The sequence below is a fragment of the Pseudomonas sp. LJDD11 genome (assembly GCF_024584215.1).
Taxonomy (GTDB): Bacteria; Pseudomonadota; Gammaproteobacteria; order Pseudomonadales; family Pseudomonadaceae; genus Aquipseudomonas.
Window position 1 is genome coordinate 43376 of the sequence record NZ_JANJFL010000008.1, and the last position, 23638, is coordinate 67013.

The window sequence follows — 23638 nt, forward strand, 5'->3', positions numbered from 1 at the left end:
ACTGTGCTGCGCAAGTCCTGTGGCAAGGCCGCGGTGCTCCTGCAGTGCGGCTTGTTCTGCCGCTTTTCGCGGCCCTTTGCGGCCGTTGAACGAAGACCAGGATCGTTGAATTGACGTGAGTTGGGTCCGGGCCTGTATTGGGCTCAACGAGTCTGGCCAGGCTCAGGAGGGTTTGGCCGGGCGTCCTCAAGAGTGCGGAAGAATTATGGCGAAGCGTGATTATTACGAAGTATTGGGGGTCGAGCGCGGCGCCAGCGAGGCCGAGCTGAAAAAAGCTTATCGCCGCCTGGCGATGAAGCATCACCCTGACCGTAACCCTGATGACAAGGCATCGGAAGAGCTTTTCAAAGAGGCCAACGAGGCCTACGAAGTGCTGTCCGATACCAGCAAACGTGCGGCCTACGACCAGTACGGCCACGCCGGTGTCGACCCGAGCATGGGCGGCGGCGGTGGCGGCTTTGGTGCCGGTGGCGCGAACTTCTCGGATATTTTCGGTGATGTGTTCAGCGACTTCTTCGGTGGTGGCGGTCGTGGTGGCGCGCGTGGCGGTCCACAGCGCGGCAGCGACCTGCGCTACACCCTTGAGCTGAATCTGGAAGAAGCGGTTCGCGGTACAACCGTGAATATCCGTGTGCCGACGCTGGTCAATTGCAAGCCGTGCGACGGCAGCGGTGCCAAGAAAGGCTCCTCGCCTGTCACGTGTCCGACCTGTGGCGGCATTGGTCAGGTGCGCATGCAGCAGGGCTTCTTCTCGGTGCAGCAGACCTGCCCGCGCTGTCATGGCCAGGGCAAGATCATTTCTGATCCGTGCGATTCCTGTAATGGCGAAGGCCGGGTCGAAGAGTACAAGACCTTGTCGGTCAAAGTGCCTTCGGGGGTCGATACCGGCGATCGCATTCGTCTGTCTGGTGAAGGTGAGGCGGGGCCGCAAGGTGGTCCGAATGGCGATCTGTACGTTGTCATTAATGTTCGCGAGCACCCGATTTTCCAGCGCGATGGCAAGCATCTGTTCTGCGAAGTGCCAATCAGCTTCACTGATGCAGCCTTGGGCGGCGAGCTTGAAGTGCCGACTCTTGAGGGGCGGGTCAAGCTGAAGATCCCTGAGGGCACCCAAACCGGCAAGCAGTTCCGTCTGCGTGGCAAAGGTGTGGCTCCAGTGCGTGGTGGTGGGCCGGGTGACCTGATGTGTCGGGTCGCCGTTGAGACGCCGGTCAACCTCAGCAAGCGCCAGCGTGAATTGCTGGAAGAGTTCCGCGAGTCGCTGCAAAGCGACGAATCACATTCGCCCAAGGCCAGTGGCTGGTTTGAAGGTGTGAAGCGGTTCTTTGGCGACTTGTAAGGCCACCAACCAGAAGCCCTCGTGAGAGCGTCGCTTTCCCGAGGGCTGGCAGGAGCAGAATATGCGACGTATAGCTATTACCGGTGCCGCTGGGCGCATGGGCAAGATTCTTATCGAGGCGGTTGGTCAGGCGCAGGGTGCCGGGCTTACCGCAGCAGTTGATCGTCCTGACAGCACGCTGGTTGGTGCTGATGCCGGCGAGCTGGCTGGGCAGGGGCGCATTGGCGTGCCGCTGTCGGGCGACCTGGCTCGTGTGGCGCAAGAGTTTGATGTGCTGATCGACTTCACTCACCCATCGGTGACCCTGAAGAACCTGGCGTTTTGCCGCAAGGCTGGCAAGGCCATGGTTATCGGCACCACGGGTTTCAGCGCCGAAGAAAAGCAGCGTATCGAAGAGGCGGCCAAGGACATTCCGATTGTCTTTGCGGCTAACTACAGTGTCGGTGTCAACCTGTGCCTGAAGTTGCTGGATACCGCCGCGCGGGTGCTGGGGGATGAGGTCGATATCGAGATCAGCGAGGCGCACCATCGGCACAAGGTCGACGCACCGTCGGGGACCGCGCTGCGCATGGGTGAGGTGGTCGCTGCTGCACTGGGCCGCGATCTCGAGAAGGTGGCGGTGTACGGTCGTGAAGGCCAGACAGGTGCCCGTGATCGGCAGACCATTGGTTTTGCGACCACGCGTGCCGGTGACATTGTCGGTGATCATACCGTGCTGTTTGCTGCTGATGGCGAGCGTGTGGAGATTACCCACAAGGCTTCCAGCCGGATGACCTTTGCCCGTGGTGCGGTGCGTGCTGCGCTGTGGCTGGACGGCAAGATACCCGGTCTGTATGACATGCAGGACGTGCTCGAACTGCGTTGAACCGCTGTCACTTTTCGTGAAAAAAACAGGCCGTTCTTGATTCTTTGCTCAGTGATGGCCTTGTTTAACCAGTCTTGGGCCGATTGGTGGTAGACCAAAACAGCCCTTTTCTGTAAGCTACAGCTTTAGTGTGTCCACTAAAAGCGCGCAGATGAATCTATCCAAGAAAGCGGGGTGACGTATCGAAACGTCACTCCGCTTTTTTGCAACCTGCGAACGCCCTTTCAGGCTTTAACTACGGGAGGTCTTCTTGACTAAGCCAGCCATACTCGCCCTTGCTGATGGCAGCATTTTTCGCGGCGAAGCCATTGGAGCCGACGGCCAGACCGTTGGAGAGGTGGTGTTCAACACCGCAATGACCGGCTATCAGGAAATCCTTACCGATCCTTCCTATGCCCAACAAATCGTTACCCTGACCTACCCGCATGTCGGCAATACGGGCACCACGCCTGAAGACGCCGAGTCTGATCGTGTATGGTCGGCTGGCCTGGTCATTCGTGACCTGCCGCTGGTGGCCAGCAACTGGCGTAACAAGCTGTCGCTGCAAGACTATCTCAAGGCCAACAACGTGGTGGCCATTGCCGGGATCGACACTCGCCGCCTGACCCGCATCCTGCGTGAGAAGGGCGCTCAGAACGGCTGCATCCTGGCCGGCGACAACATCAGCGAAGAAGCGGCGATTGCTGCTGCGCGTGGTTTCCCTGGCCTCAAAGGCATGGACCTGGCCAAGGTTGTCAGCACCAAAGAGCGTTACGAGTGGCGCTCCAGTGTCTGGGAACTGAAAACCGACAGCCATCCGGAAATTCCGGCGGCCGACCTGCCTTACCATGTCGTGGCGTTCGACTATGGCGTCAAGGTCAATATCCTGCGCATGCTGGTGGCTCGCGGCTGCCGCGTCACTGTGGTGCCTGCCCAGACCCCGGCCAGTGAAGTGCTGGCGCTTAATCCTGACGGCGTGTTCCTGTCCAACGGCCCTGGCGATCCAGAGCCTTGCGACTACGCGATCGCTGCCATCAAGCAAGTGCTGGAAACCGAAATTCCGGTGTTCGGTATCTGCCTGGGTCACCAGTTGCTGGCCCTGGCTTCGGGCGCCAAGACCGTCAAAATGGGGCATGGCCACCACGGCGCCAACCACCCGGTCCAGGATCTGGACACTGGCGTGGTCATGATCACCAGCCAGAACCACGGTTTTGCGGTAGACGAAGCGACCCTGCCGGGCAACGTTCGCGCCATCCACAAATCGCTGTTCGACGGCACCCTGCAGGGTATCGAGCGCACCGACAAGAGCGCGTTCAGCTTCCAGGGTCACCCTGAAGCCAGCCCTGGCCCGACTGACGTGGCGCCACTGTTCGACCGCTTTATCGATGCGATGGCCAAGCGTCGCTGACCGGTTGCCTTGAGAATGAAGTAATCAGGTGTCAGGGTGGCCCCGGCAATCTCTGTAGCAGGAGTTGCGCCAGGCGCTGCCACCCGGTACCGCAATGAATTGATCAAGACGGCTTGCCGACTGACCTGCGGATTTGAGTGACAACCCATGCCAAAACGTACAGACATTAAAAGTATCCTGATTCTCGGCGCCGGCCCCATCGTGATCGGTCAGGCCTGTGAATTCGACTACTCCGGCGCCCAGGCCTGTAAAGCCCTGCGCGAAGAGGGTTACCGGGTTATCCTGGTGAACTCCAACCCGGCCACCATCATGACCGACCCGGCCATGGCGGACGCGACCTACATCGAGCCGATCAAGTGGCAGAGTGTTGCCAAGATCATCGAGAAAGAGCGTCCAGATGCCGTATTGCCGACCATGGGCGGCCAGACTGCACTGAACTGCGCTTTGGACCTGGAGCGCGAAGGCGTTCTGGAAAAGTTCGGCGTGGAAATGATCGGTGCCAATGCTGACACCATTGACAAGGCCGAAGACCGTTCGCGTTTCGACAAGGCTATGAAGGCCATTGGCCTGGCCTGTCCGCGTTCCGGTATCGCCCATTCCATGGAAGAAGCCAACGCGGTACTGGAGACGCTGGGTTTCCCTTGCATCATCCGCCCGTCCTTCACCATGGGTGGCACCGGTGGCGGTATCGCTTACAACCGTGAAGAGTTCGAAGAAATCTGCGCCCGTGGTCTGGATCTGTCGCCAACCAAGGAACTGCTGATCGACGAATCGCTGATCGGCTGGAAAGAGTACGAGATGGAAGTTGTCCGTGACAAAAAGGACAACTGCATCATCGTCTGCTCCATCGAAAACTTTGACCCGATGGGCGTGCACACCGGTGACTCGATCACTGTGGCACCTGCACAGACCCTGACCGACAAGGAATACCAGATCCTGCGTAACGCCTCGCTGGCGGTGCTGCGCGAGATCGGCGTTGAGACCGGTGGCTCCAACGTTCAGTTCGGTATTTGCCCGAACACCGGCCGTATGGTCGTGATCGAGATGAACCCGCGTGTTTCGCGTTCCTCGGCGCTGGCTTCCAAGGCAACCGGTTTCCCGATCGCCAAGATCGCGGCCAAGCTGGCTGTGGGTTACACCCTCGACGAGCTGCAGAACGACATCACTGGCGGCAAGACCCCGGCGTCTTTCGAACCGTCGATCGACTACGTCGTGACCAAGCTGCCGCGCTTTGCGTTCGAGAAGTTCTCCAATGCCGACGCTCGCCTGACCACTCAGATGAAGTCGGTGGGTGAGGTCATGGCCATTGGTCGTACCTTCCAGGAGTCCCTGCAGAAAGCCCTGCGCGGTCTGGAAGTCGGTGTCAGCGGTCTGGATCCGAAACTGGACCTGAGCCACCCGGAAAGCATGAGCACGCTCAAGCGTGAACTGACCGTTCCAGGTGCTGAGCGTATCTGGTACGTCGCCGATGCGTTCCGTGCCGGTTTCAGCGTCGAAGACATCTTTGGCATGAACATGATCGACCCTTGGTTCCTGGTGCAGATCGAAGATCTGATCAAGGATGAAGAGAAGATCAAGACCCAGGGTCTGTCGGCCATCGACCGTGACCTGATGTTGCGCCTCAAGCGCAAAGGCTTCTCCGATGCCCGTCTGGCCAAGCTGCTGGGCGTGACCGAGAAGAACCTGCGCACTCACCGCCAGAAACTGGAAGTGTTCCCGGTTTACAAGCGCGTTGACACCTGTGCGGCCGAGTTCGCCACCGACACTGCGTACATGTACTCCACGTACGAAGAAGAGTGCGAAGCCAATCCTTCGACACGCGACAAGATCATGATCCTCGGTGGCGGTCCGAACCGTATCGGCCAAGGTATCGAGTTCGACTACTGCTGTGTACACGCGGCCCTCGCGCTGCGTGACGATGGCTATGAAACGATCATGGTCAACTGCAACCCGGAAACCGTCTCCACCGACTACGACACCTCTGATCGCCTGTACTTCGAGCCAGTGACCCTGGAAGACGTGCTGGAAATCGTCCGTGTCGAGAAGCCAAAAGGTGTGATTGTCCAGTACGGTGGCCAGACGCCGCTGAAACTGGCGCGTGCCCTTGAAGCAGCCGGCGTGCCGATCATCGGCACCAGCCCTGATGCCATCGACCGTGCTGAAGACCGTGAGCGCTTCCAGCAGATGGTTGAGCGCCTGAACCTGCGCCAGCCACCAAACGCCACCGTGCGCAGCGAAGACGAAGCGATTCGTGCAGCGGCCAAGATCGGTTACCCGCTGGTGGTGCGTCCATCCTATGTATTGGGTGGCCGTGCGATGGAAATCGTCTATCAGGAAGAAGAGCTCAAGCGCTACCTGCGCGAGGCCGTTCAGGTCTCCAACGACAGTCCGGTGCTGCTCGATCACTTCCTCAACTGCGCAATCGAGATGGACGTCGATGCTGTCAGCGACGGCACCGATGTGGTGATCGGTGCGATCATGCAGCACATCGAGCAAGCCGGTGTTCACTCCGGTGACTCGGCCTGTTCGCTGCCGCCGTACTCGTTGCCGGCCCATATCCAGGACGAGATGCGCGACCAGGTCAAGAAGATGGCCCTTGAGCTGGGTGTCGTCGGTCTGATGAACGTGCAGTTGGCGTTGCAGGGCGAGGACATCTACGTCATTGAAGTGAACCCGCGTGCTTCGCGTACCGTGCCGTTCGTTTCCAAGTGCATCGGTGTATCCCTGGCAATGATCGCAGCCCGTGTCATGGCCGGCAAAACCCTGAAAGAGCTGGGCTTCACCAAGGAAATCATTCCTGACTTCTACAGCGTCAAGGAAGCGGTGTTCCCGTTTGCCAAGTTCCCGGGTGTTGACCCGATCCTCGGCCCGGAGATGAAATCCACCGGTGAAGTGATGGGCGTGGGCGACACCTTCGGCGAGGCATTTGCCAAAGCCCAGATGGGTGCCAGCGAAGTGCTGCCAACGGGCGGTACTGCGTTCATCAGCGTGCGTGACGACGACAAGCCGCTCGTGGCGGGTGTCGCCCGTGACCTGATCAACCTTGGTTTCGAGGTAGTCGCTACCGCTGGTACTGCCAAGCTGATCGAAGCTGCGGGCCTGAAGGTGCGCCGGGTCAATAAGGTGACCGAAGGTCGCCCGCACGTTGTCGACATGATCAAGAACGACGAAGTGACTTTGATCATCAATACCACCGAAGGCCGTCAGTCGATCGCTGACTCCTACTCCATTCGTCGCAATGCGCTGCAGCATAAGATCTACTGCACAACCACCATTGCGGCTGGCGAAGCGGTCTGTGAAGCGCTCAAGTTCGGTCCGGAAAAGACCGTGCGTCGCTTGCAGGACCTCCATGCAGGAATGAAAGGATGAGTACCAAGTACCCAATGACCGTCGAGGGCGCTCGTGCGCTCGAAGAGGAACTGGCCCACCTGACCAAGGTGGTCCGGCCAAAACTCAGTCAGGACATCGGCGAAGCACGCGAGCTGGGTGACCTGAAGGAAAACGCCGAATACCATGCCGCCCGTGAGCAGCAGGGCATGGTTGAAGCGCGCATCCGTGACATCGAAGGCCGCATGCAGAACGCTGTGATCATCGATGTCACGACCATCCCGCATACCGGTAAGGTGGTGTTCGGCACTACCGTGGAAATCGCTAACGTCGAAACCGACGAAAGCGTGATCTACAAGCTTGTAGGTGAGGATGAGGCAGATGCCAAGCAGGGCAAGATTTCTGTCACTTCGCCAATTGCACGCGCGTTGATCGCCAAGCAAGAAGGTGACACCGTGGTGGTGAAGGCCCCCGGTGGTGATGTTGAGTACGAAATCATCGAGGTTCGTCACATCTGACACCTCGGGCCAGTACCGATGTAACAGGCAGGCTGTTCATCCTCAGGGGTGAGCGGCCTGTTTCATCTATCCAGTCCCGATTTTCAGGCAGCTTGCTGCGCAGTGTCCTCGGACCCTGTAAGGTAGCTGAATGAAGGTTTTGCCAAGTGGGTGAAGCAGGCCGACCGTTGGTCGAAGGGTAGCAGGGCGCGCGATTGCGGCCCTGACGATGCGCGAATCAGCCGGCGCGATGAACGTTGGAAAGGTTCTTGTTCGGCTTGGGATTCTTGCGGTAGATCAGTGCCATCTTGCCGATGACCTGAACCAGCTCTGCCGAGCCGCTCTTGCACAGCTCTGCGACGCTCTGCAGTCGGCTTTCGCGATCCAGGATGTTGAGCTTGATCTTGATCAGCTCGTGGTCGTTCAGAGCGCGTTCAAGCTCGGCGAGCACACCTTCGGTCAAACCATTGTCAGCCACGATCAGAACCGGCTTGAGGTGGTGGCCAATGGATTTGTACTGTTTCTTCTGCTCTTGAGTGAGCGGCATAATCTGACCCCTGCGTCTGGTCTGGTGAAAAACGGCGGCTAGTTTACCCGAGCAAGTCCGAGACCGCCCATATAATCGCGACCCGTTTAAAATTGAGGTGCCCTGTGGCCCGTTCCAAATCAAGCCAAGGCTGGCTTAAAGAACATTTCGACGATAAATACGTGAAGATGGCGCAAAAAGACGGCTATCGTTCGCGCGCCAGTTACAAGCTTCTGGAGATCCAGGAGAAGGACAGAATCATTCGTCCAGGCATGACCGTGATCGACCTGGGAGCGGCCCCGGGCGGCTGGTCTCAGGTCACCAGTCGGCTGATTGGTGGTCAGGGCAAGCTGATCGCTTCGGACATTCTGGAAATGGACAGCATTCCGGATGTCACTTTCATTTGCGGCGACTTTACCCAGGACGCCGTGCTGGCGCAGATCCTCGAGGCGGTAGGTAATACGCAAGTAGACCTTGTTATTTCCGATATGGCCCCCAATATGAGTGGATTGAGCGCTGTGGATATGCCTCGTGCCATGTTCCTCTGTGAGCTGGCGCTGGACCTGGCGGGGCGTGTGTTGCGTCCAGGTGGCGATTTCCTCATCAAGATTTTCCAGGGTGAGGGCTTCGATACCTACCACAAGGACATCCGTCGGCTGTTCGACAAGGTGCAGATGCGCAAGCCGTTGTCATCGCGCGACCGGTCTCGCGAGCAATACCTTCTGGCCCGTGGCTTCCGTGGTCTGGAGGGTTCGGCCAGCGAAGAGCGTCTTTGATCCTGTGCCGGGCGCTTTTGGTATGGTGCGATAGTTTTTTTCAAATGGCGTGCAGATGTCGCCTGAATGAACATCTTGTAGCTAATGTTTCACAAAGGGTTACAGACGGCGCCTGCCACATTGGGGGGTTCTGTAGTAAGTTAGGGCGGTGATTATCATGCGAGGCACGCTTGCTGCGTGGAGCTTGCTTCAGAGGGTAGCTAATTGAACGATATGGCAAAGAATTTGATCCTGTGGTTGATCATCGCGGCTGTCCTGGTGACGGTGATGAACAACTTCTCCAGCCCGAACGAGCCGCAGACCCTCAACTACTCCGAATTCATCCAGCAGGTGAAGAGCGGCAAGGTCGAGAAAGTCTCTGTGGACGGCTATGTCATCACAGGCAAGCGCAGTGACGGCGATACCTTCAAGACCATCCGCCCTGCCATCCAGGATAACGGCCTGATCGGTGATCTGGTCGACAACAACGTGGTCGTCGAAGGCAAACAGCCTGAGCAGCAGAGTATCTGGACCCAGTTGCTGGTGGCCAGCTTCCCGATCCTGGTGATCATTGCTGTCTTCATGTTCTTCATGCGGCAGATGCAGGGCGGTGCCGGCGGTAAGGGCGGGCCGATGAGTTTCGGCAAGAGCAAGGCGCGCCTGCTCTCGGAAGATCAGGTCAAGACGACCCTGGCCGACGTTGCAGGTTGTGACGAAGCCAAGGAAGAAGTCGGCGAGCTGGTCGAGTTCCTGCGTGATCCGGGCAAGTTCCAGCGCCTGGGCGGTCGGATCCCGCGCGGCGTACTGATGGTCGGTCCTCCGGGCACCGGTAAGACCTTGCTCGCCAAGGCCATTGCTGGTGAAGCCAAGGTGCCGTTCTTCACGATTTCCGGTTCAGACTTCGTCGAGATGTTCGTCGGTGTTGGTGCCAGCCGGGTCCGCGACATGTTCGAGCAGGCCAAGAAGCATGCGCCATGCATCATCTTCATCGACGAAATCGATGCGGTCGGTCGTCATCGCGGTGCCGGTATGGGCGGTGGTCACGATGAGCGCGAGCAGACCCTCAACCAGTTGCTGGTAGAGATGGACGGCTTCGAAATGAATGACGGCATTATCGTCATTGCAGCGACCAACCGTCCCGACGTTCTTGACCCGGCGCTGCTTCGTCCAGGCCGCTTCGACCGTCAGGTGGTCGTCGGTCTGCCGGATATCCGTGGTCGCGAGCAGATTCTCAAGGTCCACATGCGCAAAGTGCCGATGGGCGAGAACGTCAATCCGGCAGTGATCGCACGCGGTACGCCTGGCTTCTCTGGTGCCGACCTGGCCAACCTGGTCAACGAGGCGTCACTGTTTGCTGCCCGCAGCGGCAAGCGCCTGGTCGAAATGAAAGAGTTCGAGCTGGCCAAAGACAAGATCATGATGGGCGCCGAGCGCAAAAGCATGGTCATGTCCGAGAAAGAGAAACAGAACACCGCTTATCACGAAGCAGGCCACGCGATCGTTGGTCGTCTGGTGCCGGAACATGACCCGGTCTACAAGGTTTCGATCATCCCGCGTGGTCGTGCCCTCGGTGTCACCATGTTCCTGCCTGAAGAGGATCGCTACAGCCTCTCCAAGCGTGCGCTGATCAGCCAGATCTGCTCGCTGTATGGCGGCCGTATCGCTGAGGAAATGACCCTGGGCTTCGATGGGGTTACCACCGGCGCCTCCAATGACATCATGCGCGCCAGCCAGATTGCCCGGAACATGGTGACCAAGTGGGGGCTGTCCGAGAAGCTTGGCCCGCTGATGTACACGGAGGACGAGGACTCAGGTTACCTGGGGCGCGGTTCGAGCCAGAACACCAGTTTCTCCGGTGATACGGCCAAGCTGATCGACTCTGAAGTGCGCAGCATCATCGATCTTTGTTATGGCACGGCCAAGCAGTTGCTGACCGATAACCGTGACAAGCTCGATGCCATGGCTGATGCGCTGATGAAGTACGAGACCATCGACAGCGACCAGATCGACGACATCATGGCCGGTCGCACGCCGCGTGAGCCTCGTGATTGGGAAGGTGGTTCCGGTACCAACGGTACGCCAATTCCCGAGCCCCGTCCTGAAGCGCCTATCGGCGGCCCTGCTGCCGATCATTAAGGTCTGACATGACTTCAACGCTGTATCCGACCCGGTTGCCTTGCGGCAACCGGGTTCTTGATTTGGCCCGGACGCATGTCATGGGCATTCTGAATGCGACTCCCGACTCTTTCTCCGATGGCGGCCGCTACAGCCAGCTTGATGCTGCGCTGCGCCATGCCGAAGCGATGGTGCTGGCTGGTGCGACTCTGATCGATATTGGTGGTGAGTCCACTCGCCCTGGTGCGCCACCGGTCTCTGTGCCCGAAGAGCTGGAGCGGGTTGCGCCGTTGGTCGAGCGGGTCGCTCAAGAGCTGGATGTGGTGATTTCCGTCGATACCTCAACCCCTGAGGTAATGCTGGAAACCGCACGTCTGGGGGCGGGTCTGATCAACGACGTCCGCTCGCTGCGCCGTCCTGGTGCTCTGGAGGCGGCTGCGCAGACCGGTTTGCCGGTTTGTCTGATGCACATGCTGGGCGAGCCTGGCGATATGCAGGATAATCCGCACTATCGCGACCTGGTTCAGGAAGTCAGTGATTTTCTGGTCGAGCGTATGAAGCAGTGCGCAGCCGTCGGTATTGGCGCTGAGCGCATTATTCTCGACCCCGGGTTTGGCTTCGCCAAGACACTGGATCACAATCTCAGCCTGTTCAAGCACATGGAAGTTCTGCAAGCGTTGGGGCGCCCACTCTTGGTGGGTGTCTCGCGCAAGAGCATGATTGGCGGTGTGCTGGGGCGTGCGGTGGATGAGCGCCTGTATGGCGGTCTGGCCCTGGCGGCTCTGGCGATGAGCAAGGGCGCGCGGATCCTGCGTGTGCACGATGTTGCCGAGACGGTCGATGTCGTACGCATGATTACAGCTGTCGAGTCAGCTGAATAAGAACACTGTGGAGCACCCATGACTACCAAAAAATATTTCGGCACCGACGGCATTCGCGGTCGTGTTGGCCAGTACCCGATTACCCCTGATTTCATGCTTAAGCTGGGCTGGGCAGCGGGCATGGCGTTTCGCCGTATGGGCGCCTGCCGGATTCTGGTGGGTAAGGACACTCGTATTTCTGGCTACATGTTCGAATCCGCCCTGGAGGCCGGTCTTTCGGCTGCCGGGGCCGATGTCATGTTGCTGGGGCCGATGCCTACGCCGGCGATCGCCTACCTGACCCGTACCTTTCACGCAGAAGCCGGTATCGTGATCAGCGCTTCGCACAATCCGCATTACGATAACGGCATCAAGTTTTTCTCGGGGCAGGGCACCAAGCTGCCTGACGAGATCGAAATGATGATCGAAGAATTGCTCGATGCGCCGATGACCGTCGTGGACTCGGAGAATCTGGGCAAGGTGTCGCGGATCAACGACGCAGCCGGTCGTTATATCGAGTTCTGCAAGAGCAGCGTGCCGACGGGCACCAGCTTTGCCGGGCTGAAACTGGTGGTCGATTGTGCTCATGGCGCTACCTACAAGATCGCGCCCAGCGTGTTTCGCGAGTTGGGGGCTCAGGTCAGTGTTCTGGCTGCGCAGCCCAACGGCCTGAATATCAACGAAAACTGCGGCTCTACGCACCTTGAATCCTTGCAGGCCGCCGTGCTGGCCGAGAAGGCCGATCTGGGCATCGCCTTTGACGGCGATGGTGACCGGGTGCTGATGATCGATCAGACCGGTGCGATAGTCGATGGCGATGAGTTGATGTACATCATTGCCCGCGACATGCATCAGCGTGATCGCCTCAATGGCGGTGTCGTCGGTACATTGATGAGCAATCTGGGGCTTGAGCTTGGGCTGGCCGAGCTCGGCATTCCATTTGTTCGGGCCAATGTCGGTGACCGCTACGTGATTGCCGAACTGCTGGAGCGCAACTGGCTGCTCGGCGGTGAGAACTCCGGACATGTGGTATGTATGCAGCACACCACGACCGGGGATGCCGTTATCGCCGCGCTGCAGGTGTTGATGGCCCTGCGCCGTGCAGGTGAAAGTCTGGCTCAGGCGCGCCAGAAACTGCGCAAATGCCCTCAGGTGTTGATCAATGTGCGCTTCGCCGGCGGTCTGGATCCGGTCGCTCATCCATCCGTGCAGCAAGCTTGTGCCCGGGTAACCGATGAGATGGCGGGGCGTGGTCGGGTGTTGTTGCGCAAGTCCGGGACCGAGCCGCTGGTGCGTGTCATGGTCGAAGGTGAGGATGAAGTGCGGGTCCGGGCCTATGCCGAAGAACTGGCCAGGCTGGTCGATGAAGTTTGTTCCTGAAAACGGCTTGCCAGCTTTGAAATGGTTGGGTAATATCTGCGCCCACTTTGACCGACGAGGTAAAGCATGCGTCGCCCTATGGTAGCTGGTAACTGGAAGATGCACGGTACCCGCGCCAGCGTCGCTGAGCTGGTCGAGGGACTCGCAGCGCAGGACCTGCCTGGCAGTGTTGATGTTGCAGTGATTCCTTCGAGTCTGCATATCGGTCAAGTTGTCGACGGGCTCCAAGGTACGTCGATCGTCGTGGGAGCCCAGGATGCAGCCGTTCAGGCTGAGCAGGGCGCCCTGACAGGCGAGACGGCATCGGTTCAGTTGGTCGATGCGGGTTGCAAGCTGGTTCTGGTTGGTCACTCCGAGCGACGCCTTTTGTTGGGCGAGTCTGACGAAGTGCTCAATCGCAAGTTTGCGGCCATTCAGGCAAGTGGTCTGGTGCCGGTGTTGTGTGTTGGGGAAACTCTTGCACAGCGCGAGGCGGGTCAAACTCTTGAGGTGGTCGGGCAGCAGCTTGACAGTGTCATCAAGGCGTTTGGTATCCAGGCGCTGGTCAATGCCGTTGTTGCCTACGAGCCTGTATGGGCCATTGGCACCGGGTTGACGGCAACACCTGAGCAGGCGCAGGAGGTGCACGCAGCAATACGTGCGCAACTGGCCGAAAATGATTCTGGGGTTGCACAAGGTGTGCGACTTCTCTACGGCGGCAGTGTAAAGGCGGCCAATGCGGCTGAGCTTTTCAGTATGCCGGATATCGATGGGGGGCTTGTTGGTGGAGCTTCCCTGAATGCAGATGAGTTCGGTGCGATCTGTCGCGCCGCGGGAAACTGACAATATGCTGGAAACAGTCGTAATCGTTTTTCATCTGCTGGGTGCCCTGGGTGTTGTTGCCCTGGTTCTGATGCAGCAGGGTAAGGGTGCTGAAGCAGGTGCTTCATTTGGTGCGGGTGCATCAAATACTGTCTTCGGAAGCCAAGGAAGTGCTACCTTTCTTAGTAAGTTTACTGCTATACTTGCAGCATGTTTTTTCTTGAGTAGCTTGGGTTTAGGTTACTTTGCTAAAGAAAAAGCTCAAGAGCTGAATCAGGTAGGTTTGCCAGATCCAGCGGTAATGGAAATCAAGCAAAAGCCGGCATCCGACGATGTTCCTATGCTTGACGGCCAGAAGCCCGCAGCTACTGTCCCGGCCGATGTTCCTCAGGCTCCGGAAAAGTAAGCAAGAATTCGACGATGCAGTTGATGTCGTCAAAGTGTTGTAATGCCGAGGTGGTGGAATTGGTAGACACGCAACCTTGAGGTGGTTGTGCCCATAGGGTGTAGGGGTTCGAGTCCCCTTCTCGGTACCATATAAAACAAGATGGCCCGCATTAGCGGGCTTTCTTGTAGGTGGATGTTCGATTGACCTGTCAAGTAATCGATCGTATAATCCGCCCCCAGCTTTGTCGCGGGGTGGAGCAGTCTGGTAGCTCGTCGGGCTCATAACCCGAAGGTCGTTGGTTCAAATCCAGCCCCCGCAACCAGTTTTAGCGGAGCCCCTATCAAGGGGCTTTTTGTTAGCTGGACAGAACGGATCTCTCTAAAGATGCGATTTTTAGAGGTTTCCGAACATGACGTCGGTGTTCAGCGGCGTTTTCACTGATGGGCTTGTGCCCATTTTTTTATTTTCAAAGCATGCACGAGGGGGTTCAGATGTCGAGCAAGCTGGAACAGTTGCAGGCCATGCTGGCCCCAGTGGTCGAAGCACTTGGCTACACATGCTGGGGGATCGAGTTCGTTTCCCAGGGCCGGCATTCAATGCTGCGCATTTTTATCGATAAGGAAGGCGGCGTCCTGGTGGAAGACTGCGAAATCGTCAGTCGTCAGGTCAGTGGCATATTGGATGTAGAAGATCCAATCAGCTCTGAGTACACGCTGGAAGTGTCGTCTCCCGGCATGGATCGCCCACTGTTCACACTTGAACAGTTTGCTTTGCACACTGGGAACCAAGTGAAAATTAAGCTGCGTTCGCCATATGAAGGACGTCGCAACTTTCAGGGCCTTCTCCGCGGGGTGGAGGAGCAGGATGTCGTGGTGCAGGTTGATGACCATGAGTACCTGTTGCCGATCGACATGATCGACAAGGCCAACATCATTCCCACGTTTGACTGAAGACGTGCCAGATACTGCGGATCCCGCGGATCCAATGGCTTGCGAAAGGCGAGGCGTACGATGAGCAAAGAAGTACTGCTGGTTGTTGAGTCGGTGTCCAATGAAAAGGGCGTACCGGCGGGTGTTATTTTTGAAGCGCTGGAGCTGGCACTGGCTACCGCGACAAAAAAACGCTATGAAGATGAAGTCGATGTGCGTGTTGAAATCAACCGTCACACCGGCAATTACGAGACATACCGTCGCTGGACTGTGGTCGAGGACGAAGACCTTGATGATCCGGCACACCAGTACGCGGTAGATCAGGCCCAGGCGCACAAACCGGGCGCTGTGGCTGGCGAAGTCATCGAGGAGAAGATCGAGTCCATCGAGTTCGGTCGTATCGCCGCGCAGACCGCCAAGCAAGTCATTGTCCAGAAGGTTCGTGAAGCCGAGCGCGCCCAGGTGGTTGACGCTTACCGTGAGCGTCTGGGTGAAATTATTTCCGGCACCGTCAAGAAGGTCACGCGTGACAGCGTCATCGTCGACCTGGGCAACAATGCCGAAGCACTGCTGGCACGTGAAGACATCATCTCCCGTGAGACTTTCCGGGTTGGTGTCCGCCTGCGAGCGCTGCTAAAAGAAATCCGCACTGAGAACCGTGGCCCGCAGCTGATTCTGTCGCGTACTGCGCCAGAAATGCTGATCGAGCTGTTCCGTATTGAAGTCCCGGAGATCGCCGAAGGGTTGATCGAAGTGATGGCTGCTTCCCGTGATCCGGGGTCGCGAGCCAAGATTGCTGTTCGCTCCAAGGACAAGCGTATTGATCCGCAAGGTGCCTGTATTGGCATGCGCGGTTCGCGTGTCCAGGCTGTTTCGGGCGAATTGGGCGGTGAACGTGTGGATATCGTGCTGTGGGACGACAACCCGGCACAATTCGTGATCAATGCAATGTCCCCTGCTGAAGTGGCGGCAATCATCGTTGATGAAGACGCTCATGCAATGGACATCGCGGTTGGCGCGGACAACCTGGCTCAGGCCATCGGTCGTGGTGGACAGAACGTACGTCTGGCCAGTCAATTGACCGGCTGGACTCTGAATGTAATGACCGAGTCGGACATTCAGGCCAAGCAACAGGCGGAGACCGGAGACATCCTGCGCAATTTCATCGACGACCTTGAAGTCGACGAAGAGCTGGCTCAGGTTCTGGTCGACGAAGGCTTTACCAGCCTCGAAGAAATCGCCTACGTACCGCTGGAAGAAATGCTCAACATCGACGGCTTTGACGAGGACATCGTCAATGAGCTTCGTGCTCGCGCCAAGGATCGCCTGTTGACCAAAGCCATCGCTACTGAGGAAAAACTGGCAGACGCCCAACCAGCCGAAGACCTGCTCTCTCTTGAGGGTATGGACAAGGACCTGGCGATGGAACTGGCGGTGCGCGGCGTCCTGACCCGCGAAGACCTGGCCGAGCAGTCGATTGACGACCTGCTCGACATCGACGGCATCGACGACGATCGTGCCGGCAAGTTGATCATGGCCGCCCGTGCCCATTGGTTCGAGTAACAAGGCGCGGCCTGAGGAGAGAAGTGCATGACGCAAGTCACGGTGAAAGAACTGGCCAAGACGGTTGACACACCGGTAGAGCGCCTGCTGCAGCAGATGCGTGAGGCAGGTCTGCCGCACACCGCCGCCGAGCAAGTAGTGACCGATAACGAAAAACAGGCGCTGTTGGCGCATCTGAAAAGCGGTCACAAGAGCAAGGCGGAAGAACCGCGCAAGATTACCTTGCAGCGTAAGACCACCAGCACTCTGCGTGTGGCCGGTAGCAAGAGCATCAGCGTAGAAGTTCGCAAGAAGAAAGTTTTCGTACAACGCAGCGCTGAAGAAATTGAAGCCGAGCGCAAGCGCGAGCTCGATGAGCGCCGTGCAGCCGAAGCGGCTGTTCGTCAGAAAGCTGAAGCAGAAGAAGCCAAGCGTCGCAGCGAAGAAGATGCACGTCGCCCTGCGAACGTTGAAGCCAAGCCGCAGCCGGTGGCCGACAAGCCTAAGCCGGTCGAGGCAGCGGTCGAGCGTGCTGCTGCGCCTGAGCCTGTGCGTGAAGCACCGGTTGCAGCACCCGCCAACAACACCCCGGCGACCACGACCATTGAAGTGCGCAAGCGCGAAGAGCGTCGTCCCGAGAAGACCCATCGCAGCGAGGACCGTCCGGCCCGTGGCAATGGCGACGGCGAGCGCAAAGGCGCCGCCCACCGCCCTGCTGCCAAGGACAAGGCGCCAAATGCGCGCGTTGCACCGCGTACCTCCGATGAAGAAAGCGATGGCTTCCGTCGCGGTCGTGGTGGCAAGTCCAAGCTCAAGAAGCGTAATGCTCACGGCTTCCAGGCACCGACCGGTCCAGTCATCCGTGACGTGGCCATTGGTGAAACCATTACTGTCGGCGAACTGGCGGTGAAGATGTCGGTCAAGGCGGCCGAGGTCATCAAGTTCATGTTCAAGATGGGCACCCCGGTGACCATCAACCAGGTACTGGACCAGGAAACCGCGCACCTGATCGCTGAAGAACTGGGTCACAAGGTCACTCTGGTCAGCGACAACGCGCTGGAAGAGTCCCTGGCCGAGTCCCTGAAGTTCGAAGGTGAGACCTTCTCGCGTGCTCCGGTCGTTACCGTCATGGGTCACGTTGACCATGGTAAGACCTCGCTGCTCGACTACATCCGTCGTGCCAAAGTAGCGGCTGGCGAAGCCGGCGGCATTACCCAGCACATCGGTGCGTACCACGTTGAAACCGAGCGTGGCATGGTTACCTTCCTCGACACCCCTGGTCACGCGGCGTTTACTGCCATGCGTGCTCGCGGTGCCAAGGCGACTGACATCGTGATCCTGGTGGTTGCAGCCGACGACGGCGTGATGCCGCAAACCATCGAAGCGGTTCAGCACGCAGTAGCGGCTGGCGTTCCGCTGGTGGTTGCAGTGAACAAGATCGACAAGCCAGGCGCTGATCTGGACCGTATCCGCAGTGAGCTGTCGGTTCACGGCGTGACGTCTGAAGAGTGGGGCGGTGATACGCCGTTCGTTCCGGTTTCCGCGAAAATGGGTACCGGTGTTGACGAACTGCTCGAAGCCGTACTGCTGCAGGCCGAGGTTCTGGAACTCAAGGCTACGCCATCGGCCCCGGGTCGTGGTGTGGTGGTCGAGTCGCGTCTGGACAAGGGCCGTGGCCCGGTGGCCACCGTTCTGGTTCAGGACGGTACCCTGCGTCAGGGCGATATGGCTCTGGTGGGCTCCAACTATGGCCGTATCCGCGCCATGCTCGACGAGAACGGCAAGCCTGTGAAGGAAGCCGGTCCGTCGATCCCGGTCGAGATTCTCGGTCTGGATGGCACCCCGGAAGCCGGTGACGAGATGACTGTACTGGCTGACGAGAAGAAGGCCCGTGAAGTTGCGCTGTTCCGTCAAGGCAAGTTCCGCGAAGTCAAACTGGCTCGCGCCCATGCCGGCAAGCTGGAAAACATCTTCGAAAACATGGGCCAGGAAGAGAAGAAGACGCTCAACATCGTCCTCAAATCCGACGTCCGTGGTTCGCTCGAGGCGCTGCAAGGTGCTCTGGGCGGTCTGGGTAACGATGAAGTGCAGGTCCGGGTCATCGGTGGCGGTGTCGGTGGTATCACCGAGAGCGACGCCAACCTGGCACTGGCCTCCAACGCTGTCCTGTTCGGCTTCAACGTGCGTGCCGATGCCGGTGCGCGCAAGATCGTCGAGCAGGAAGGTCTGGACATGCGTTACTACAACGTGATCTATGACATCATCGAAGACGTCAAGAAGGCCCTGACCGGCATGCTTGGCAGCGATGTTCGCGAGAACATCCTCGGTGTTGCCGAAGTCCGTGACGTGTTCCGTTCGCCGAAGTTTGGTGCGATCGCCGGCTGTATGGTTATCGAGGGTACTGTCCACCGTAACCGTCCGATCCGCGTTCTGCGCGAAGACATCGTTATCTTCGAAGGCGAGCTGGAGTCGCTGCGTCGCTTCAAGGATGACGCCTCTGAAGTGCGTAACGGCATGGAATGTGGTATCGGCGTCAAGAGCTACAACGACGTCAAGGTCGGCGACAAGATCGAAGTCTTCGAGAAAGTCCAGGTGGCCCGCAGCCTCTAAGTCGCGGGTTTCGGGCACGGCGTTGTTACCGTGCCTTGAGCTGAACGCAACGCCCGGTCTGACCTACGTCAGGCCGGGCGTTTGCCGCTTTCAGACCTTCAGGGTTTCGCCCAGGGTCAGTAACAGGTATCAAAAATGGCCAAAGAATATAGCCGCACCCAACGTATTGGCGATCAGATGCAGCGCGAGCTGGCGCAACTGATCCGTCGTGAAGTCAAAGACCCGCGCCTGGGGCTGGTCACCATCACTGCTGTAGATGTCAGCCGTGACCTGAGCCATGCTCAGGTGTATGTCACGGTCATGGGGCAGGACGGCAATGATGAAGTTGCCCAGAGCATCAAGGTGCTCAACACGGCGGCCGGCTTTCTGCGCATGCAGATCGGTCGTGAAATGAAGCTGCGTACCGTACCGCAGTTGCATTTCCGTTATGACGAGAGCGTGTCGCGTGGTGCGCACCTCTCGGCCCTGATCGAGCGCGCCGTGGCTGAGGACAGCCAGCACCAGCCTGGCTCCGCCTCAGACGATTCCAAGGAGTGACGGGTGGCTCAGGTCAAACGTATCCGCCGTAACGTCAGCGGTATCATCCTGCTCGACAAGCCGCTGGGCTTCACGTCCAATGCGGCCCTGCAGAAGGTGCGCTGGTTGCTCAATGCCGAGAAAGCCGGCCATACCGGTAGCCTCGACCCCTTGGCCACTGGCGTCTTGCCGCTGTGCTTTGGTGAAGCCACCAAGTTTTCGCAGTACCTGCTCGATTCCGACAAGTCTTACGAGACGCTGGCGCAGTTGGGCAAGACTACGACCACCGCAGACTCCGAAGGCGAGGTTTTGCAAACCCGTCCGGTGACCGTTGGTCGCCAGGATATCGAAGCGATCCTGCCGGATTTTACCGGTCAGATCAGCCAGATACCGCCGATGTACTCGGCTCTCAAGCGTGATGGGCAGCCGTTGTATAAACTGGCGCGTGCAGGGGAAGTAGTGGAGCGCGAGGCGCGTTCTGTTACTATTGCGCGCCTGGAGTTGCTGGCGTGCGAAGGCGAGACTGCACGACTGGCCGTGGATTGCAGCAAAGGCACCTATATCCGTACCCTGGTGGAAGATATTGGTGAGCGTCTTGGCTGCGGTGCCTACGTCGCCGAGTTGCGCCGCACCCAGGCCGGCCCTTTCAGTCTGGCCCAGACGGTCACGCTGGAAGAGCTTGAGCAAGCCCATGCCGAAGGCGGCAACGAAGCCATTGATCGCTTCCTGATGCCCTCAGACAGCGGGTTGCTCGACTGGCCATTGCTGAAGTTCTCGGAGCACAGCGCTTTCTACTGGCTGCATGGTCAGCCAGTCAGGGCGCCGGACGCACCGAAGTTCGGCATGGTCCGGGTACAGGATCACCAGGGCCGCTTCATCGGTATCGGTGAAGTGAGCGAAGACGGGCGTATTGCGCCGCGTCGACTGATTCGGTCAGAGTGACCGAAATCCGCATGGCTGGTGTCAGGCATGCGGGCGAGGGTGGCTGTCAACAGGCACGGTCACATCTCTTTTTTAAATACGAGGCTTTGGCCTTGGCCTGTTGGAATCGTCCCGCAAGGACGGCTCCTTGACTTGAAGGATTGCCCAAATGGCACTCAGCGTTGAAGAAAAAGCTCAGATCGTAACCGACTACCAGCAAGCTGCCGGTGATACTGGTTCGCCAGAAGTGCAAGTTGCACTGCTGACCGCCAACATCAACAAGCTGCAAGGCCACTTCAAGGCCAACGGTAAAGACCACCACTCCCGTCGTGGTCTGATCCGCATGGTAAACCAGCGCCGCAAGCTGCTGGACTACCTGAAAGGCAAAGACGTGAGCCGTTACAGTGCTCTGATCGGCCGTCTGGGTCTGCGTCGCTAATCACGGCGTGGTGACTCTCTTTCCGCCAAGCCTGGTTGCGTCAGTCACTGACGGGCCAGGCGTCTGGCCGGAAAGAAATATGAGGTTGGTAGCCTGTCTGGGCATATCGGTCAAACCGATGTGTCTGGCAGGCTTCCAGCCTCAAGTTTTATCTGGACTGCCATCGGGGCCGATTCCCCGTGCTGCCCAAGAATTCGCAAGAAGACATTTTCCCCAGAGCCACAAATGAAAGGTAGGAAACCGTGAACCCGGTAATCAAGAAGTTTCAGTTCGGTCAATCGACCGTAACCCTGGAGACAGGCCGCATTGCCCGTCAGGCCTCAGGCGCAGTACTGGTCAGCGTTGACGACGACGTCAGCGTTCTGGTGACCGTAGTCGGTGCCAAGCACGCCGACCCAAGCAAGGGCTTTTTCCCGCTGTCGGTGCACTATCAGGAAAAAACCTACGCGGCCGGCAAGATCCCGGGTGGCTTCTTCAAGCGTGAAGGCCGTCCTTCCGAAAAAGAAACCCTGACCTCGCGTCTGATCGACCGTCCGATCCGTCCTCTGTTCCCGGAAGGCTTCCTGAACGAAGTGCAGGTCGTCTGCACAGTGGTTTCCACCAGCAAGAAGACTGATCCGGACATCGCTGCGATGATCGGTACTTCCGCGGCCCTGGCCATCTCCGGCATCCCGTTTGACGGCCCGGTAGGCGCTGCCCGTGTGGCCTACCACCCGGAAACCGGCTACCTGCTCAACCCGACTTACGAGCAGCAGACTGCTTCGAGCCTCGACATGGTCGTGGCGGGTACTGCAGAAGCAGTACTGATGGTTGAATCGGAAGCCAAAGAGCTGACCGAAGACCAAATGCTGGGTGCCGTGCTGTTCGCCCACGACGAATTCCAGGCCGTGATCAACGCCGTCAAGGAATTCGCTGCCGAAGCCGCCAAGCCAACCTGGAACTGGCAGCCAGAAGCCGAGAACACTGTCCTGCTCAATGCCATTCGCAGTGAGTTCGGCGAAGCCATTTCCCAGGCTTACACCATCACCGTCAAGGCCGACCGCTATGCTCGCCTGGGCGAGTTGCGTGACCAGGTTGTTGCCCGTCTTGCCGTTGAAGAGAATGGCCCGTCGGCTGGCGAAGTCAAAGCTGCTTTCGGTGAAATCGAATACCGCACCGTGCGCGAGAACATCGTCAACGGCAAGCCGCGTATCGATGGCCGTGACACCCGCACCGTTCGCCCGCTGAACATCGAAGTCGGCGTTCTGCCAAAGACTCACGGTTCGGCGCTGTTCACCCGTGGCGAAACCCAGGCGCTGGTGGTTGCAACCCTGGGTACTGCCCGTGATGCACAACTGCTCGACACTCTGGAAGGCGAGAAAAAAGACAGCTTCATGCTGCACTACAACTTCCCTCCATTCTCGGTGGGCGAGTGCGGCCGCATGGGCGGTGCTGGCCGTCGCGAGATCGGTCACGGCCGTCTGGCACGCCGCAGCGTACAGGCCATGCTGCCTAGCGCTGACCAGTTCCCGTACACCATCCGCGTGGTATCGGAAATCACCGAATCCAACGGTTCCAGCTCCATGGCTTCGGTCTGCGGTGCTTCGCTGGCGCTGATGGACGCCGGTGTGCCGGTCAAGGCGCCAGTGGCCGGTATCGCCATGGGTCTGGTCAAGGAAGGCGAGAAATTCGCAGTCCTGACCGACATCCTCGGTGACGAAGACCACCTGGGTGACATGGACTTCAAGGTTGCCGGTACTGCCAACGGTGTTACTGCTCTGCAGATGGACATCAAGATCAAGGGCATCACCGAAGAAATCATGGAGATTGCCCTGGGCCAGGCCCTGGAAGCACGCCTGAACATCCTCGGTCAGATGAACCAGATCATCGGTCAGTCGCGCAGCGAGCTGTCAGCCAACGCGCCGACCATGCTGGCGATGAAGATCGATACCGACAAGATCCGCGACGTGATCGGCAAAGGTGGTGCGACCATCCGTGCCATCTGCGAAGAAACCAAGGCTTCGATCGACATCGAAGACGACGGCTCGATCAAGATCTTCGGTGAAACCAAAGAAGCCGCTGAAGCAGCCCGTCAGCGCGTACTGGGTATCACCGCAGAGGCCGAGATCGGCAAGATCTACGTCGGCAAGGTCGAGCGTATCGTTGACTTCGGTGCGTTCGTCAACATCCTGCCTGGCAAGGACGGTCTGGTTCACATCTCGATGCTCAGCGATGCTCGCGTAGAGAAAGTGACCGACATCCTCAAGGAAGGTCAGGAAGTCGAAGTGCTGGTACTGGACGTGGACAACCGCGGCCGTATCAAACTGTCGATCAAAGACGTGGCGGCTGCCAAAGCTTCCGGCGTCTGATTCAGGTGTGAATCGGGCTGTCTTGGGCAGCCCGGTTGCCTGCGAAAATAAGACACCACTGCGAAGAGCGGGGTTTTTTTTGTTTCGGATATT

The 23638-nt window shown here is 58.6% G+C and carries 19 protein-coding genes and 2 tRNA genes; 20 read left to right on the forward strand and 1 reads right to left on the reverse strand.

What is annotated here, in order from left to right; all coding sequences use genetic code 11:
• Positions 1-205: 205 nt before the first annotated feature.
• The 5 genes from dnaJ to greA all read left to right on the forward strand — a co-directional run bounded on the left by dnaJ (position 206) and on the right by greA (position 7436).
• Positions 206-1339, forward strand: a complete 1134-nt coding sequence (gene dnaJ, locus NRB16_RS11745) for a molecular chaperone DnaJ (protein ID WP_045487697.1) — start codon at positions 206-208, stop codon at positions 1337-1339.
• A 61-nt stretch (positions 1340-1400) separates the two neighbouring features.
• The gene (gene dapB, locus NRB16_RS11750) at positions 1401-2204 is read left to right on the forward strand and encodes a 4-hydroxy-tetrahydrodipicolinate reductase (protein WP_253139392.1); all 804 of its coding nucleotides are present in this window, start codon (positions 1401-1403) and stop codon (positions 2202-2204) included.
• Between the two features lie 250 nt (positions 2205-2454).
• Complete coding sequence (gene carA / locus NRB16_RS11755) at positions 2455-3591, forward strand: glutamine-hydrolyzing carbamoyl-phosphate synthase small subunit (protein WP_045487702.1); 1137 nt, start codon at positions 2455-2457, stop codon at positions 3589-3591.
• Between the two features lie 147 nt (positions 3592-3738).
• The gene (gene carB / locus NRB16_RS11760; protein WP_045487704.1) at positions 3739-6960 is read left to right on the forward strand and encodes a carbamoyl-phosphate synthase large subunit; all 3222 of its coding nucleotides are present in this window, start codon (positions 3739-3741) and stop codon (positions 6958-6960) included.
• Complete coding sequence (gene greA / locus NRB16_RS11765) at positions 6957-7436, forward strand: transcription elongation factor GreA (protein ID WP_045487706.1); 480 nt, start codon at positions 6957-6959, stop codon at positions 7434-7436. Before carB ends, greA begins: the two co-directional genes overlap by 4 nt.
• A gap of 217 nt (positions 7437-7653) precedes the next feature.
• Here the strand turns inward: greA and yhbY are convergent, their stop codons facing one another.
• Positions 7654-7962 carry a ribosome assembly RNA-binding protein YhbY gene (yhbY, locus tag NRB16_RS11770; RefSeq protein ID WP_257106208.1) on the reverse strand — a complete coding sequence of 103 codons (309 nt, stop codon included), beginning with the start codon at positions 7960-7962 and terminating at the stop codon, positions 7654-7656.
• A 104-nt stretch (positions 7963-8066) separates the two neighbouring features.
• Between yhbY and rlmE the strand changes: the two genes are divergently transcribed.
• The 15 genes from rlmE to pnp all read left to right on the forward strand — a co-directional run bounded on the left by rlmE (position 8067) and on the right by pnp (position 23545).
• Positions 8067-8717, forward strand: a complete 651-nt coding sequence (gene rlmE, locus NRB16_RS11775) for a 23S rRNA (uridine(2552)-2'-O)-methyltransferase RlmE (RefSeq protein WP_045487710.1) — start codon at positions 8067-8069, stop codon at positions 8715-8717.
• A gap of 213 nt (positions 8718-8930) precedes the next feature.
• The gene (gene ftsH / locus NRB16_RS11780) at positions 8931-10832 is read left to right on the forward strand and encodes an ATP-dependent zinc metalloprotease FtsH (RefSeq protein WP_045487713.1); all 1902 of its coding nucleotides are present in this window, start codon (positions 8931-8933) and stop codon (positions 10830-10832) included.
• An 8-nt stretch (positions 10833-10840) separates the two neighbouring features.
• The gene (gene folP, locus NRB16_RS11785) at positions 10841-11692 is read left to right on the forward strand and encodes a dihydropteroate synthase (RefSeq protein WP_045487716.1); all 852 of its coding nucleotides are present in this window, start codon (positions 10841-10843) and stop codon (positions 11690-11692) included.
• Positions 11693-11710: 18 nt separating this feature from the next.
• Positions 11711-13051 (forward strand): phosphoglucosamine mutase, encoded by a 1341-nt coding sequence (gene glmM / locus NRB16_RS11790; RefSeq protein ID WP_257106209.1) that lies wholly within the window; start codon positions 11711-11713, stop codon positions 13049-13051.
• Positions 13052-13117: 66 nt separating this feature from the next.
• Complete coding sequence (gene tpiA, locus NRB16_RS11795) at positions 13118-13873, forward strand: triose-phosphate isomerase (protein WP_253116376.1); 756 nt, start codon at positions 13118-13120, stop codon at positions 13871-13873.
• A gap of 4 nt (positions 13874-13877) precedes the next feature.
• A complete protein-coding gene (gene secG, locus NRB16_RS11800) occupies positions 13878-14258 on the forward strand; it encodes a preprotein translocase subunit SecG (RefSeq protein ID WP_084709964.1) in 381 nt (126 codons plus the stop codon).
• Between the two features lie 44 nt (positions 14259-14302).
• Positions 14303-14388, forward strand: a tRNA-Leu gene (locus NRB16_RS11805).
• Positions 14389-14485: 97 nt separating this feature from the next.
• Positions 14486-14562 (forward strand) — tRNA-Met (locus NRB16_RS11810).
• 169 nt (positions 14563-14731) lie between these two features.
• Entirely contained in the window at positions 14732-15190 is a 459-nt protein-coding gene (rimP, locus tag NRB16_RS11815; RefSeq protein ID WP_045494307.1) for a ribosome maturation factor RimP, read from the forward strand.
• A gap of 60 nt (positions 15191-15250) precedes the next feature.
• Positions 15251-16732, forward strand: a complete 1482-nt coding sequence (nusA, locus tag NRB16_RS11820; RefSeq protein WP_045487725.1) for a transcription termination factor NusA — start codon at positions 15251-15253, stop codon at positions 16730-16732.
• A gap of 27 nt (positions 16733-16759) precedes the next feature.
• Positions 16760-19321, forward strand: coding sequence for a translation initiation factor IF-2 (gene infB, locus NRB16_RS11825; RefSeq protein ID WP_045487729.1), 2562 nt, complete (start codon positions 16760-16762; stop codon positions 19319-19321).
• 135 nt (positions 19322-19456) lie between these two features.
• Complete coding sequence (rbfA, locus tag NRB16_RS11830; protein ID WP_045487731.1) at positions 19457-19858, forward strand: 30S ribosome-binding factor RbfA; 402 nt, start codon at positions 19457-19459, stop codon at positions 19856-19858.
• 3 nt (positions 19859-19861) lie between these two features.
• Positions 19862-20779: a tRNA pseudouridine(55) synthase TruB gene (truB, locus tag NRB16_RS11835; RefSeq protein ID WP_045487733.1), complete on the forward strand. Its 918-nt coding sequence runs from the start codon at positions 19862-19864 to the stop codon at positions 20777-20779.
• Positions 20780-20927: 148 nt separating this feature from the next.
• Complete coding sequence (gene rpsO, locus NRB16_RS11840) at positions 20928-21197, forward strand: 30S ribosomal protein S15 (RefSeq protein WP_027900329.1); 270 nt, start codon at positions 20928-20930, stop codon at positions 21195-21197.
• A gap of 242 nt (positions 21198-21439) precedes the next feature.
• Positions 21440-23545, forward strand: coding sequence for a polyribonucleotide nucleotidyltransferase (gene pnp / locus NRB16_RS11845; protein ID WP_045487737.1), 2106 nt, complete (start codon positions 21440-21442; stop codon positions 23543-23545).
• Positions 23546-23638: the final 93 nt, after the last annotated feature.